This is a genomic window from Trinickia violacea, from assembly GCF_005280735.1.
GTDB lineage: Bacteria > Pseudomonadota > Gammaproteobacteria > Burkholderiales > Burkholderiaceae > Trinickia_A > Trinickia_A violacea.
The window spans coordinates 514,782-527,525 of the sequence record NZ_CP040078.1; the positions used below are offsets into that span (position 1 = coordinate 514,782).

A 12,744-nucleotide genomic window follows, 5' to 3' on the forward strand; every position below is an offset into this window, starting at 1 on the left:
AGGGGAATGGGCGGCGCCTGCGTTAAGCGCCGCCCGTGTTGTCGGCACGTCTTCAGCGGCGCCAGAGCGGTGCGCCGAGGAGCGCGGCAGGAAAGGAGAACGAAGGCAGCGCAGTCGTGCTGCCTTTTGGCGTTTTAAGCGGTGTTTTGAGCGGCGCTTCAAGCGACGTTCCAAGCGACGTCTCAAGCGTCTCGGGGCTGGGCTCGACGAAGTGCGCGACGATCTTCGGCGCTTGCAGCGTGCCCAGGCTCCATATGTTGACGGCCGCATGCTTCTCCCAGGGCTGCGCGCTGCGCGCGGCTTCGCTGTCTTCGGCATGCACGAGCGTCTCGACGCCGCGCTCAGCTTCGGCCTTGCCCTCCTCGCACAACTCGACGCGATACCCGTGCGCATACATCGTGCGCAGCTGCACGCCGTCCGCGCCATTCAGACCGAGCTTCTTGCGCAGCTTGTAGATGTGCTGTTCGAGCGTGCGGCCGACGATGTCCTCGGTGCTGCTCCAGATCGTGCCTGCGATCTGCCGGCGGCTCACGTATTCGCCTGCGCGCGAGAACAGCAGCCACGCAATCGCGAATTCGCGCACCGTCAGCTTCACGAGCCGGTCGTGGATCAAGACCGCGCCGGTGCGCCGGTCGAGCCGGTAGGGGCCGAGCGTGGCCCAGTCGTCCGATTGTCCCGATTGCGCGGCGGGCGCGGCTTGAAAGCGGCGCAGCGCGAGATAGGTGCGCGCCGTCAGCTCGCTGCGATCGATCGGCGCGCGCACGACGTCGTCCGCGCCCGCTTCGAATGCGCGCTCGATGCTGCCGCGATCGGCGAGCGCGCCGACGACGACGAGCGGTGCGCGTCGATCGCCGTAGCACTCGCGGCGCGCGAATACGGCGCGCGTCGAATCGATTCCCGTGGCGGCATCGACGAGGATCGCGTGGTACTCGTCGCGATAGATCGCTCGCGACAGGGCGACGTCGTCGTCAAAGCGGCGGCACTCGATCCTGTCGTCGGAAAAGCATTGGCAAATCAGATTGAACAGACTGCTGTTGTTTGTCATGACGGCGAATTTCAACATGCTCTCCAAAACTGATGGCCGAAGGTCTCACTCCCGAAACGAAGTTTCTGACCGAAAATTACGGCTCTTGATTTATCAGGGCTGTAACCAATTGTTTCGATGTTGCATGCCACGCAAGCGCTTAATGTGCGATGACTTGTTTAAGACGCGCTTGGCTCGGCAATTCAGAAAAAAGTTATGCGAAATAGCGGTAAAAAAGGGCGCGAATTCAATATTGCGGTATCAATTGCAAGCATGATTCGCCTCCAGGTAAAAGCGACCGGAGTCCCGCTAGATTGCGCGGGACGCAAAGCTTTACGGCACCTTTCAGCGTTGCAAGCGGGGTTCAGCTTTGTTGAGGTTTCGTTTGACGGGTTGTTGTGCATCGCTTCGCGAGAACATGAGGTTTATTGAATCTGTATTGCGAGCGGCTAATTAAAATCGTCGAGCAATGTCCGTAGAACGCCTCACTCGCTCATCTATTCCGTCCGAGTCCGCTCATGCCGTTTCTTCTGAATGCGTGGTATGTCGCCGCTTTCGCGCACGAGGTGCGCGCCGATGCGCCGCTTGCGCGCACCTTGCTCGACCGGCCCGTCGTCCTCTATCGCGATGCGGCACAGCGCGCGATCGCGCTCGACGACCGTTGCCCGCATCGTTTCGCGCCGCTTTCAAAAGGGCGGATCGTAGAGGGTGTCCTCGAATGCCCGTACCATGGGCTGCGTTTCGACGCGACGGGGCAATGCGTGCATAACCCGCACGGCGACGGGCGCGTGCCGGCCGGCGCGAAGGCGCGGGCCTATCCGTCGGTCGAGCGTGACGGCGCGATCTGGTTCTGGCCGGGCGATCCGCAACAGGCCGATGCGTCGCTGCTGCCTTCGTTCGATTTCGTCGACCCCGGCAAAAACCTGACGCACACCGGCTACCTGCTCACGCGCGCGCACTATCAATTGAGCGCGGACAACCTGCTCGATCTGAGCCACTTCCAGTTTCTGCATCCCGATACGCTCGGCAGCGAGGCGATTGCGCGCGGCAACATGCAGTCGGGCAGCGTCGAGGACACGGTCTGGGTGCGCCGCACCACGCACGACGAAGTGTTGCCGCCGTTCGTCGCGACCGGCTTCGGCGTGCCGCCCGGTGCGCGCGTGGACCGTTGGATGGACGTGCGCTGGACGCCGCCCGGACTCATGTCGATCGTGATCGGCGTGACGGGAGCGGGGATGCCGCGCGAAGCCGGTTTGATCTCGCCGTCCGCGCACTGGCTCACGCCCGAGACCGAGCGCACGACGCACTACTTCTTTGCGTTCGGCTTGCCGAAGGAAATGGGCGATGCGGGGCGCGAGCTCGTGCGCTACGCGGTCGAAGGGCTCATGCAGCCGTTCGAGCACGAAGACCTGCCGATGCTCGAAGCCCAGCAAAAGAGCCTCGGCGACAGCGATTTCTGGGCGGCGCAACCGGCGCTGCTGCCGATCGACGCCGGGGCGATCCGCGCGCGTCGCGTGATGGAGCGGCGGATTGCGGAGGAGCGCACGGCGGCAGGTACAGCGGATACGCCGAGCACGTTGCGCGGTGTACGCGTGACGGTGGCGGACCCACTAGGGGCAGGCTGATGGATTGGACCATCGCGGAAGATCCTGTCCAGCGTTCGCTCACCGCGCTGCATCGATACGCTGGCGCGGCAGCGCCCGATGAAGTCTTTCTCGACGATTTGCAAGAACGCATCGACGCGGCGCGGCGGCGTAGCGCGCGGGCGCGTCCGAGAGCGCTTGCCTCGGGCCGTGAACCGCGTGTCCTGCTGCTCGGCTATAACGGCGCGGGCAACACGGGCGCCGATCTGCGCGCCATCGAAACGGTGATTCAGTTGCGGCGTCTCTTGGCGCCACGTGAGCCGCGCATCACGCTCTTCGCGCTCGGCGATTGCTTCGATCATCCATTGCTTGCGTCGCTGCCGCGGCTGGCGTCGGCGTTGCCGTATCTGCCGGATGCGCTCGACGCCGCGGTTCAAGACGCAGACATCGTGCTGAATGTCGAAGGCTCCACCTACACCTCGAAGTTTTCCGACTCCCTTGCCGGGACGCTGATCGGCGGCGTCGCGCTTGCGCACGCGCATGGCCGGCGTGCGATCGCATACGGCGTCGATAGCGGCGCGATGACTGGGACGCTGACTCGCTTTGTCGAGCGCAATGCGCAAGGCGGGCTCGTGATTGCCCGCAACGAGGCCGCGCGCGTGCAGCTCGAGGGGCTCGGCATCGCGGCGCAGCCGGGCGCGGATACCGCTTGGACGTATCGCGCGTCGTCGAGCCCGCGAATCGCGGCGCTTGGGCCGCGCGTCGCGGCGTTGTGTCCCGCGAATCCGTTCTGGTGGCCTGTTTGCGCCGACGCGGCACGCGCACGCTCGCTCGATGCGCGCGGCGAGTCGTCGCCGTTCCGTTATGGGCCGCTGCATTTTCATAGCTGGGACGAAGCGCGTGCCGCGGCTTATGACGCTTACGTCGAGCGTTTTGCCGCGATTGCCGCGGGCTTGCGCGACGAAGGCTACACGCCCGTGCTCGTCGGCATGGAGCAGCTCGATCTGACGGTTTGCCGCGACCTGGCGGCGCGCTTGCCGTTCGCGTGCGAGATCGTCGCGCGCGGACCCGACCGGCTCGACGATGTCGCGGCCGCCGTCGCGCACGCCGCGTGTGCCGTGACGACGCGCTATCACGCCGCCGTGCTGGCGATGTCGCACGGGGTGCCGATGTTCGGCTTGTCGATGGATACGCGGATCGCGCGCTTGCTGGAAGAAGCGGATTGCGCGCAATGGTATGCGGCGTGCGATGCGCTTGATGGCGCCGAGCGCGCGCTGGCGAAGATCGGGAGCCTCGATGAAACGGCCAAGCGTGAAGCGCTTGTTACGGCGTTCGCGCGGTATGCGGACGCGCAGCGTGTGCGTTTCGACGAGATGGGCGAGCGGTTATTGAAGGCGATCGAGATCTGAGCGATATCCAGGCGGATTCTCGGCGACGACGCAATGTCTTGCGCCGTCGGCTTTCGCTTTTAGTGCGCAGGCGTGGAGGGATTGCTTGCCGACAACGCGATGGGCGAGCTGCCTTTGGTTCGATAGATCATGTAAGTCGCCGAATACGGCACGAGCAGATGCGCGCCTTCGAGATCGCAATCCGGTTGCGGAGGCAATCCGCCCGCCGTATCGATGCGCTGGATCGAGCTGACGTCGGCAAAGCGGCCTTCGCGCGGACGCGGCGTGGCGATGTAGCGCGTGGTGAAGCGGGCCCACGTCAGCGCGTTGGCCGAGACTTGGCTCTCGCCTGCGGGGTTCACGATCACGTAGCTGCCGTCGTACGCGAGGAAGTAGTGGTTGGGAGCCACGGTGCCCGCGCTCGTGCCGCTCGTGTCGACGAGCGTGGCTTCGGAGCCGGATTGCGTCCACAGAAGCTGGGTGCTTGCCGCTGCGGCTTCCGTTGCGTTGGCGTCCGAAGGGACGCGCCGGCAGAGATAAGTCTCGTCGCCGTGCGTGGTCATGACTTCTTGCAGTTCCTCGTCGCCGCTTGCGCGCAGGTTCGGGGGGAGGGAGTCGTTGGCGGTGGGCGTCGGCGCAGGCGGCGTGGCACACCCGTAAAGCGCCAGCATGCCGCCGATGCCGATGACAGCAGCGAACCGGCGAACGGGAAAAACAGCGCGCGTGCGAAAGCCATTCATGAGTATCTGCACTGGTGACGGACGATACCGCTATCACAACCGATTCGGCACGAAGCCACCCGGCACGATACGAAACGCTGCACGGGAAAACGCACACGTACGCGGCGGCGCGTGGACGTGTGCAAGCGTTCGCGATTTACGCACCGTGTTCGCCGATTCGACCCGCACGCTGCGCGATTGCGTTACCGTCGAGCACTGGCGCGTCAAGCCTCTATCAACTCGCGCAAAGGACCCAATGAACGATCCAGCCTACGCTCTCCACGCATCGAAGACCCGATTTCTTTCGCGCGTGGCTTCGGCCGCAGCGCTCACGGCGCTGGTGTGCGCGGTGATACCTGCGTCTTCGTATGCTCAGGTCTCGACTACCTTGGTGAACATCTGCAAAGCGCGCGCGAACACCGCGAAGCTCGTCGCACAAGACCGGGATGCCGGCGTGAGCAAGGAGGACGAGCTGCGCAAGTCGCGGGAAATCGCCGCGGCCATGCCGGTTGGGCGGCAGGAATATGCGCTCGCGGAAATGGCGGCCTTCATCGACAAGCTCTACGGCAAATACGCGTCGATGCCGCCGCAGGATGTCTACACGAAGTACCTGGCGTATTGCGAGGCGCAGGCGTCGGGGCAGAAGCCGCCGTATTGATCCGGCGCGGGTGGCCGGTGATGCGCGCGCGTGCTGCGCGACGAAAGATTGCTTTTCGATCAACGACTTCGCTCGTCTATCAGCGAGTTGTCCACAGAGCTATGAACAAAATCTGTGGACAACCTCCTGGATCGACGCGTCTTGCGGAAACGCGATCGCGCTACGGCAACGAAATCGTCAAATTCGCCTGCTCCGCGCCCGCCTTGATCAACTGCGAATACGGCGCCAGGGTCTTCGCCGTGCTGTCGCGCAGATACGCATTGAGCCCGATAAACGCACCGAGCGCGATGAGCGCGAACACCGCGCCGACGGCCCACATCGGCACTTCATGCTTCAGGCGGTGCGCGACCTGATCCGGCAGCGGCCATTGCGGCGCGAACGGCGCGCGCTTGCCCTTCAAGTGCGCGATTTCATCGCCGAGGCGGGCCGTCAGATACGCGAGCTTTTCCGGCCCTTCGAGCAAATACTTGCCCTGAAAGCCGAGCAGCAGGCACATATGAAACACCTCGAGCGATTGCAGCCGAGCCGCGCCTTGCGCACGGCATTCCTCGAGATGCTGGTAGAACTTCTCGCCCGCCAGCTGCTCGCCGAACAGCACGAGCTGCAGCGGTTTGCGTTCCCAGTCCGCGCGAATCTTGAACGCCGACGACAGCACCGATTCGTCGACCGCCGCGCAAAACGCGAACTTGGACGCGTACACGTCTTCGGCCGCGACGTTGAGCTTCTTCGTGCCGCGCTCGAAGTCGCCCAGGAACGACTGGATGCGCGCGCTGAATTCGCCGGCGTCGCTTGGCTCGTGACCGTTCTTCAAGAGGAACAGCATGAAGAACCCGTCGTACAGCAGATCGAGCAGCGAGCGCGCCTGGTAGTTCGGCTCGCTCACGGGCGCGGGCGGCGCGGACGGCATGCTGCCGCCAAAGAGGGAAGGCGCGTAGCTCATGATGTGACGGCGATCAGTTCGAGTTTGAGGTCGTTGATGCCAGACGGCGCGTAGATCATCGCCGACTGGGCCTGCAGCATGCGGTCATAGAGCGCGCTGCGCGATTCGAAAGCGAAGTAGCATGCGCCGGGCCGCACCGGAATCGCGGGCGGCACCTGTGGCGTATAGACGAGGCGCACGCCGGGCATCGCGGACAGCACCAGCTTGTCGACGTCGTCGGGCGCGCCGACCTTGAAGCGCGCGGGCACGGCGTCGATCAGCTCGATGGTCGGCATGTCGGCCGAGACGGCGATATAGAACGTGGTCTTGTCGTCGATCTTGCCGGAGTCGAGGCGGCCGACGTGGAACGACGGACGCACTTCGTCGAGCGCGATCGCGAAGTAGCGCGTCGAGATCACCGTTTCGAGCAGATCGCGCAGGATCGAATCGAGCCGCGCGAAGCCTGGGCCGGGATCGTCGTGACGATAGGCGGGCAAGTCGGCAAGCGCGTAGCCCTTCGAGAACGTCATCAACTGGCCGGCCAGGCGCAGCCATTCCTGAAAGAGCCGCTCGGGATGCAGCGCCGCATGCTGATGCAAATGCGCGAGCGTCGCGAACGCGGCGCTTGCCGTATGCAGCAGCCAGAACGATGCGATATCGCCGGAACGGAATTCGATGATGTTCTTGGTCGGCTCGCGATGAAAGCCGTAGAGCGCGCTGACCTTCGCCTGCAACGCATCGATCAGCTGACGCAGGCGCTGATGAAGAATCGGCGACGCTTCGATCGCGAGGCACGGCGGCACGAAGCTGTCGTCGATCTCGAAGCCAGAGGTGGCGGTGCGGCGCACGCGCACGAGCGGCACGGACAGCAATTGATCGCGCGGCTCGGTATGGGCGATCAGCTTGACGCTCGTCTTGAGGAACGTGATGTCGGCAACGGCTGCGTCGGTGAAGTGGTCGGCCACCGGCGCCTGCTCGCTCACGTAGCGCGAGATGAAGCCGGCGTCCGCGTTCTCGGCGTAGTTCGCGCCGGTCTCGCGCAGCGGATGCAGCGCGAGATAGAACGTGAATTCGCTGATGCCGTCGGGCAAGGTATCGAGCGCGATCGGCGGCGGCAGATTATCGGCCTGCGGCGCGGCATAGAGCGTGCCGTCGGGAAACACGAGCGACAGCTCGCTCAAGCGCAGCACGTTGCTGCCGAGCGCATCGCGATCGAAGCGCACCGAGCGCACCCCCCAGTTGTACGGCTGGATCGCCTGTATCGATTCAAAGAGGCGCGCCTCGTGATAGGCATCCTGCCGCTGGAAATGCTGCGGTCTGAGAAAGAGCCCTTCTCCCCAGAGCACCTTTGCCGAATAGCTCATGTGAAACCCGTTAAATGCGTTCAGTGGTTGAGTGCGCTTGCGGTTCGGAAGCCGCTTGTTGTCATTGTCATGGCCGGATCGTGAAATCGTTTCAAAGCGCTTTCAATCCGGCGGATTAGCCGCAACTGACCGACGAGAGCATATTCAACTGCTGCGGCGGCATACTCGGATCGGCCGGTATCACCGTGCCGTTGGTAACGGTCATTGCGCAGTTATGCAGGCCGATCATTATGCCGGATTTCTCCGACTTGGCCGGATCGAATGCGAATTTCCAGCGCTGCAATGCCGGGTCGCGGAATAGCGCGACTACGCCGAATGCCTGCGCTTCACGCGAGACTTTCTCGGTGACGTTGTAACGCTGCCCCGGTATCAGCGTGACTTCGCGCACGCTGAGCAAATCGGTACCTAAAGTACTTTTTTCCTTATTCGGATCGGTAAAAGTATCAAACGGCGCTTGCTGGAATGAGGTCGGGTCTTTCAGCGCATATAACCGGACCACGAGCGCCAGCGGCTTTTGATCGGTGGCGGCATTCAGATTCGGCGCGGCCGCGAGCGTCAGGCCGATATTGCGCGGCGGCTTTTGGGAATCGGGCACGTCCGGCTTGCCGATACCCGCGGCCTGTAAGGCGGAGGAGGCGGCGGCGCCGAGCACGGACACGCCCGCGGCGCACCCCGTGAGCCACGCGCAAAACAAGACCGGCACCCCGTAGCGAATAAATTGCTGCTTCATTTAATTCGGCAAGCCAAACCCTGCCGCCCCCTTAAAGCCTTCGACAAAATCACAAAAAAATACACATATTCGGGCATCCCGCGCACCGGCCGCGCAGTGCCGTCATTCGAGGCTCCGCCCCGGAAAATTTTGCCGAATATTCACGCGATTTAACAATTAATCCGGAAATAATTTCTTCGCTCATTAGCCGAATTGCAAAACACATTCAACTCGCAATCGGTTTTTCACGCGAAAGTTGAATTATCAAAAATTGGCCTGTACTATACCCGCGCATTCGCCGCAAAGCAAAACTGCGGTTTCTCCAGTTTCTCCATGAATTGAATAAACCGCACGCCGGTAATAGAACGATGAAACAGCAACTTATCTCTAGACTCTCCGGTGTGGTGCTTGCATGCGGCGTCATCGCCGGTTGCGCCACGCAAAACACCAACCCGGCGGCCACGCCTGAAGCCTTTAATAAGGGGCTCGCCGATGCCGACGCGGTTGCGAAGGCGGGCGATCAGGATCGCGCCCTCGGCCTTTATCAGCAATTGACGAAGGCCGATCCGACGCGCGAAGAGCCGTGGTCGCGTATTGCGCAAATCCAGTTCTCGCAAACGCATTACGGTCAGGCGATCGTCGCGGCGCAAGAAGCGCTGCAGCGCGACAACACCGACCGCAATGCGAAGAGCGTGCTGGCCGTGAGCGGCCTGCGCGTCGCAACCGAATCGCTCGGCCAGTTGCGCCAGGACGCGGCGCTCCAGGGCGACGCGAAGTCCGACGCGCAAGTTCTCGCGAAGCAGTTGCGCGACACGCTTGGCGAGGACACGTTGTTCCCCGACGAAGCCGAGGCGAAGAAGCCCGTTGTGAAAAAGAAGAAGTGGGTTCGACGTCCGGCGGCAGTCGCCAAGGCGTCGAGCGACGCGGCGGGCACCGACGCAGCCGCGCAGAAATCCGCCCAGCCTGCGGCAACGCAGGCGGCGCCGCAGCCGGCCGCGCCGGCCAAGGCAGCGCAAAGCGGTGGCGCTTCCGATCCGTTCAGCGCACTTCGCTGAGCAAACGCTGACATTCCCAATCCGAGGGCCGTGATGGCTAAGAAAGAAAGCATCCAAAAGCGTTTGCAAAAAGTGCGCCCGCCGCGCGTTCAACTGACGTACGAGGTCGAGCGCGGCGATGCGATCGAAGTGAAGGAGCTGCCGTTCGTCGTCGGCGTGATGGCCGATCTCGCCGGTCAATCCGAAGTGGAGCAGCCGAAGCTGCGCGACCGCAAGTTCGTCAGCATCGACCGCGACAACTTCGACGACGTGATGCGAGGCATCGAGCCGCGCGCCGCGTTTCAGGTGAAGAACCGGCTGAGCGATGCGGGCGGCAAGTTTGCCGTCGACCTGAAGTTCCGCTCGATGGCCGATTTCAACCCCGACGAAGTGGTCGCGCAGATCGAGCCGCTGCAGCGTTTGCTCGAGGCGCGTTCGAAGCTCGCGGACTTGCGCAACAAGCTGGCCGGCAACGACAAGCTCGAGGACCTGCTCTCCGAAGTGCTCGCGAACACGCAGCAATTGCAGACGCTGGCGAAGAACACCGGCGCAGGCAGCGACACGCCGGATCAGGACAAGCCAAGCGAATAAGAACGAAGACGGGGGGTGTGAGATGAACCAGCAAACAGCCGCGGCCCAACTTGCGCAAGTCCAGACGGACGCCGGACCTTCTTTGCTCGACCAGATCGTCGAGAAGAGCAAGGTGGCGAAGTCCGAGTCGGAGCATGCGCGCGCGAAAGATCTGATCGGCGAACTCGTGAACCAGGTGCTCGAAGGCACCGTGGTGGTGTCCGACAATCTGTCGGCGACGATCGATGCGCGCGTCGCCGAGCTCGACCGCCTGATTTCCGCGCAGCTTTCCGAAGTGATGCACGCGGCGGAATTCCAGCGCATGGAGAGCACCTGGCGCGGCCTCAATTATCTGGTGATGGAGAGCAACACCGGCTCGACCATCAAGATCAAGGCGCTGCATGCGCCCAAGCGCGACATCGTGCGCGACTTCAAGAGCGCGAGCGAATTCGATCAGAGCGCGCTCTTCAAGAAGGTTTACGAAGAAGAATTCGGCACGTTCGGCGGTGCGCCGTTCGGCGCGCTGATCGGCGACTTCGAAGTGACGCGCCAGCCGGAAGACATGTATTTCATCGAGCAGATGTCGCACGTCGCCGCGGCCGCGCACGCGCCGTTTATCGCGTCGTCCTCGCCCGAGCTGCTCGGCCTCGAATCGTTCGCCGATCTCGGCAAGCCGCGCGATCTCGGCAAGGTGTTCGACACCGTCGAATACGCGAAGTGGAAGTCGTTCCGCGACGCCGAAGATTCGCGCTATGTCGGCCTCACGCTGCCGCGCTTTCTCGGCCGCCTGCCGTTCAATCCGAAGGACGGCGCGATCGCCGAGAACTTCAACTTCCTCGAAGACGTCGACGGCACCGACCATTCGAAGTACCTGTGGTGCAACGCGGCGTGGGCATTCGGCGCGCGCTTGACGGCTGCGTTCGACGACTTCGGCTGGTGCGCGGCGATTCGCGGCGTCGAAGGCGGCGGCTTGGTCGAAGACCTGCCGACGCACACGTTCAAGACCGACGACGGCGAGATCGCGCTCAAATGCCCGACCGAAATCGCGATCACGGACCGTCGCGAGAAAGAGCTTTCGGACCTCGGCTTCATCCCGCTCGTGCACTGCAAGAATTCCGATTACGCCGCGTTCTTCGCCGCGCAATCGGTGCAAAAGCCGAAGAAGTACAGCACCGATAGCGCCAACGCGAACGCCGTGCTGTCCGCGCAGCTGCAATACATCTTCTCGGTGTCGCGCGTGGCGCACTACTTGAAGGCGATGATGCGCGACAAGATCGGCAGCTTCGCATCGGCGCAGAACGTCGAAGTGTTCCTGAACCGCTGGATCTCGCAGTACGTGCTGCTCGACGACAACGCGACGCAAGAGCAAAAGGCGCAATTCCCGCTGCGCGAAGCGTCGATTCAGGTCGCCGAGATTCCGGGCAAGCCCGGCTCGTATCGCTCGGTCGCGTTCCTGCGTCCGCACTTCCAGCTGGACGAGCTGTCGATCTCGCTGCGGCTCGTCGCCGACCTGCCGAAGCCGGCGGGCGCTTGATCAGATTGAGGGTAGGCTCTGCATGCAGAGCTGGCAGGGCCTGAGAGGTAGAAGAAGTAAATGAAGTCAGTGCATCCGGGCGGGCCGCCCGGATAGCTTGTCAAACCGCAATGCTCGGGAGTAACGAAGTTATGAAGGACATCTATCTAAAGTTTGGCAACCCTGCCATCAAGGGTGAATCCGCCGACAAGGATCATTCGGGCTGGATCGAGATCGATTCGTGGAATCACGCGATCACGCAGCCGCGCTCGGCAACCGCCTCGACGTCCGGCGGCCACACGTCGGAGCGCTGCGAGCATGACGACATGCAGTTCACGAAAGACATCGATGTCGTGAGCCCGCTGTTGTACCAGCACGCTTCGGGCGGCACGACGTTCGACGAAGCGACGATCGAATTCATGCGCTCGGACGGCGAAGGCAACCGGGTCAAGTACCTGGAAATCAAGCTCAAGTACGTGATTATCTCGAGCGTGGCGCCGAGCGTCGTGGGCGAAGGTCTGCCGACGGAAAGCTTCTCGCTGAAGTACGCTGCCGTGCAATGGAAGTACACGCAGCAGAAGGTCGGCGGCGGTCAGGGCGGCAATGCGCAAGGCGCATGGAGCCTGACGAAGAACGACAAGACCTACGCGGTCTGATGACGTGACGTAGAGAGCGGCGCGCCTTTGGCTTGACCCTAAAGGCGTGGCCGCTCTTTGCTTCGCATCGCGGACTACTGCTGATGAAACGCTTCGAACCGAGCTTTCTCGACAAGCTGTTCGATGACGAACCGCACGTGCCTGCAACGGCCACGATGCGGCAATTGTCGTTGGATGAGCTGAAGAGCACCGTCGCGCGCGATGTCGAGGCCATTCTGAACACGCGGATCGCGCTGACCGAACGCGAGCTGGCGACGCTGCCCGAGTGCCAGCGTTCGGTGCTCACGTATGGCCTGAACGATTTTGCGGGCCTGAGCCTCGCGAGCCACTACGACCGTGCGTTCATCTGCAAGTCGATCCAGCAGGCGATTGCGCGTCATGAGCCGCGCTTGCAACGCGTGTCGGTGGAGCTGGAGCTCAACGAACAGTCGACCAACGCGCTGTATTTCGCGATCTCGGCGCTGCTCGTCGTGCATCCGGCCGAGGAGCCGGTCAGTTTTGACGCGATGCTGCAACCGTCGACGTTGCAGTATTCGGTGACGCGCGCGCGGGCGAAGCTCTGAGCACGCTCGAAAGGCAGTAACCAAGCCGTACCGGGGAACGATTG

Annotated in this window: 13 protein-coding genes; 8 read left to right on the forward strand and 5 right to left on the reverse strand. The window is 63.0% G+C overall.

Annotated features, from left to right (window positions below; genetic code table 11):
- Positions 1–52 precede the first annotated feature (52 nt).
- A complete protein-coding gene (locus FAZ95_RS24330; protein ID WP_437437779.1) occupies positions 53–1,063 on the reverse strand; it encodes a response regulator transcription factor in 1,011 nt (336 codons plus the stop codon).
- Positions 1,064–1,542: 479 nt separating this feature from the next.
- On the opposite strand from FAZ95_RS24330, the gene FAZ95_RS24335 reads away from it, so the two are divergent.
- Together FAZ95_RS24335 and FAZ95_RS24340 are read left to right on the forward strand one after the other, a co-directional pair.
- Positions 1,543–2,649, forward strand: a complete 1,107-nt coding sequence (locus FAZ95_RS24335) for an aromatic ring-hydroxylating dioxygenase subunit alpha (protein ID WP_137335085.1) — start codon at positions 1,543–1,545, stop codon at positions 2,647–2,649.
- A complete protein-coding gene (locus FAZ95_RS24340; RefSeq protein WP_137335086.1) occupies positions 2,649–4,016 on the forward strand; it encodes a polysaccharide pyruvyl transferase family protein in 1,368 nt (455 codons plus the stop codon). Before FAZ95_RS24335 ends, FAZ95_RS24340 begins: the two co-directional genes overlap by 1 nt.
- Positions 4,017–4,075: 59 nt before the next feature.
- Here FAZ95_RS24340 and FAZ95_RS24345 read toward each other — a convergent pair whose 3' ends face one another.
- Positions 4,076–4,735 carry a DUF3455 domain-containing protein gene (locus tag FAZ95_RS24345; protein ID WP_137335087.1) on the reverse strand — a complete coding sequence of 220 codons (660 nt, stop codon included), beginning with the start codon at positions 4,733–4,735 and terminating at the stop codon, positions 4,076–4,078.
- A gap of 235 nt (positions 4,736–4,970) precedes the next feature.
- On the opposite strand from FAZ95_RS24345, the gene FAZ95_RS24350 reads away from it, so the two are divergent.
- Positions 4,971–5,372, forward strand: a complete 402-nt coding sequence (locus tag FAZ95_RS24350) for a hypothetical protein (protein WP_137335088.1) — start codon at positions 4,971–4,973, stop codon at positions 5,370–5,372.
- 160 nt (positions 5,373–5,532) lie between these two features.
- On the opposite strand, the gene FAZ95_RS24355 is transcribed toward FAZ95_RS24350, so the two are convergent.
- The 3 genes from FAZ95_RS24355 to tssJ all read right to left on the reverse strand — a co-directional run bounded on the left by FAZ95_RS24355 (position 5,533) and on the right by tssJ (position 8,385).
- Positions 5,533–6,312 (reverse strand): DotU family type IV/VI secretion system protein, encoded by a 780-nt coding sequence (locus tag FAZ95_RS24355; protein ID WP_137335089.1) that lies wholly within the window; start codon positions 6,310–6,312, stop codon positions 5,533–5,535.
- Positions 6,309–7,655 (reverse strand): type VI secretion system baseplate subunit TssK, encoded by a 1,347-nt coding sequence (gene tssK / locus FAZ95_RS24360; protein WP_137335090.1) that lies wholly within the window; start codon positions 7,653–7,655, stop codon positions 6,309–6,311. Before tssK ends, FAZ95_RS24355 begins: the two co-directional genes overlap by 4 nt.
- 115 nt (positions 7,656–7,770) lie before the next feature.
- Positions 7,771–8,385: a type VI secretion system lipoprotein TssJ gene (tssJ, locus tag FAZ95_RS24365; protein WP_137335091.1), complete on the reverse strand. Its 615-nt coding sequence runs from the start codon at positions 8,383–8,385 to the stop codon at positions 7,771–7,773.
- A gap of 347 nt (positions 8,386–8,732) precedes the next feature.
- On the opposite strand from tssJ, the gene FAZ95_RS24370 reads away from it, so the two are divergent.
- The 5 genes from FAZ95_RS24370 to tssE all read left to right on the forward strand — a co-directional run bounded on the left by FAZ95_RS24370 (position 8,733) and on the right by tssE (position 12,700).
- Positions 8,733–9,419 (forward strand): tetratricopeptide repeat protein, encoded by a 687-nt coding sequence (locus FAZ95_RS24370; RefSeq protein WP_137335092.1) that lies wholly within the window; start codon positions 8,733–8,735, stop codon positions 9,417–9,419.
- A 33-nt stretch (positions 9,420–9,452) separates the two neighbouring features.
- Positions 9,453–9,989 (forward strand): type VI secretion system contractile sheath small subunit, encoded by a 537-nt coding sequence (gene tssB / locus FAZ95_RS24375; RefSeq protein ID WP_137335093.1) that lies wholly within the window; start codon positions 9,453–9,455, stop codon positions 9,987–9,989.
- A gap of 22 nt (positions 9,990–10,011) precedes the next feature.
- A complete protein-coding gene (gene tssC / locus FAZ95_RS24380; RefSeq protein ID WP_137335094.1) occupies positions 10,012–11,502 on the forward strand; it encodes a type VI secretion system contractile sheath large subunit in 1,491 nt (496 codons plus the stop codon).
- Positions 11,503–11,633: 131 nt separating this feature from the next.
- Positions 11,634–12,137 (forward strand): Hcp family type VI secretion system effector, encoded by a 504-nt coding sequence (locus FAZ95_RS24385; protein ID WP_137335095.1) that lies wholly within the window; start codon positions 11,634–11,636, stop codon positions 12,135–12,137.
- 83 nt (positions 12,138–12,220) lie between these two features.
- Positions 12,221–12,700: a type VI secretion system baseplate subunit TssE gene (tssE, locus tag FAZ95_RS24390; protein ID WP_137335096.1), complete on the forward strand. Its 480-nt coding sequence runs from the start codon at positions 12,221–12,223 to the stop codon at positions 12,698–12,700.
- Positions 12,701–12,744: the final 44 nt, after the last annotated feature.

Excerpts from the sequence above, each read along its gene's own strand:
- FAZ95_RS24330 (WP_437437779.1), bottom strand. The coding sequence starts at position 1,063 with ATGTTGAAATTCGCCGTCATGACAAACAACAGCAGTCTGTTCAATCTG.
- FAZ95_RS24335 (WP_137335085.1), top strand. The coding sequence starts at position 1,543 with ATGCCGTTTCTTCTGAATGCGTGGTATGTCGCCGCTTTCGCGCACGAG.
- FAZ95_RS24340 (WP_137335086.1), top strand. The coding sequence starts at position 2,649 with ATGGATTGGACCATCGCGGAAGATCCTGTCCAGCGTTCGCTCACCGCG.
- FAZ95_RS24345 (WP_137335087.1), bottom strand. The coding sequence starts at position 4,735 with ATGAATGGCTTTCGCACGCGCGCTGTTTTTCCCGTTCGCCGGTTCGCT.
- FAZ95_RS24350 (WP_137335088.1), top strand. The coding sequence starts at position 4,971 with ATGAACGATCCAGCCTACGCTCTCCACGCATCGAAGACCCGATTTCTT.
- FAZ95_RS24355 (WP_137335089.1), bottom strand. The coding sequence starts at position 6,312 with ATGAGCTACGCGCCTTCCCTCTTTGGCGGCAGCATGCCGTCCGCGCCG.
- tssK (WP_137335090.1), bottom strand. The coding sequence starts at position 7,655 with ATGAGCTATTCGGCAAAGGTGCTCTGGGGAGAAGGGCTCTTTCTCAGA.
- tssJ (WP_137335091.1), bottom strand. The coding sequence starts at position 8,385 with ATGAAGCAGCAATTTATTCGCTACGGGGTGCCGGTCTTGTTTTGCGCG.
- FAZ95_RS24370 (WP_137335092.1), top strand. The coding sequence starts at position 8,733 with ATGAAACAGCAACTTATCTCTAGACTCTCCGGTGTGGTGCTTGCATGC.
- tssB (WP_137335093.1), top strand. The coding sequence starts at position 9,453 with ATGGCTAAGAAAGAAAGCATCCAAAAGCGTTTGCAAAAAGTGCGCCCG.
- tssC (WP_137335094.1), top strand. The coding sequence starts at position 10,012 with ATGAACCAGCAAACAGCCGCGGCCCAACTTGCGCAAGTCCAGACGGAC.
- FAZ95_RS24385 (WP_137335095.1), top strand. The coding sequence starts at position 11,634 with ATGAAGGACATCTATCTAAAGTTTGGCAACCCTGCCATCAAGGGTGAA.
- tssE (WP_137335096.1), top strand. The coding sequence starts at position 12,221 with ATGAAACGCTTCGAACCGAGCTTTCTCGACAAGCTGTTCGATGACGAA.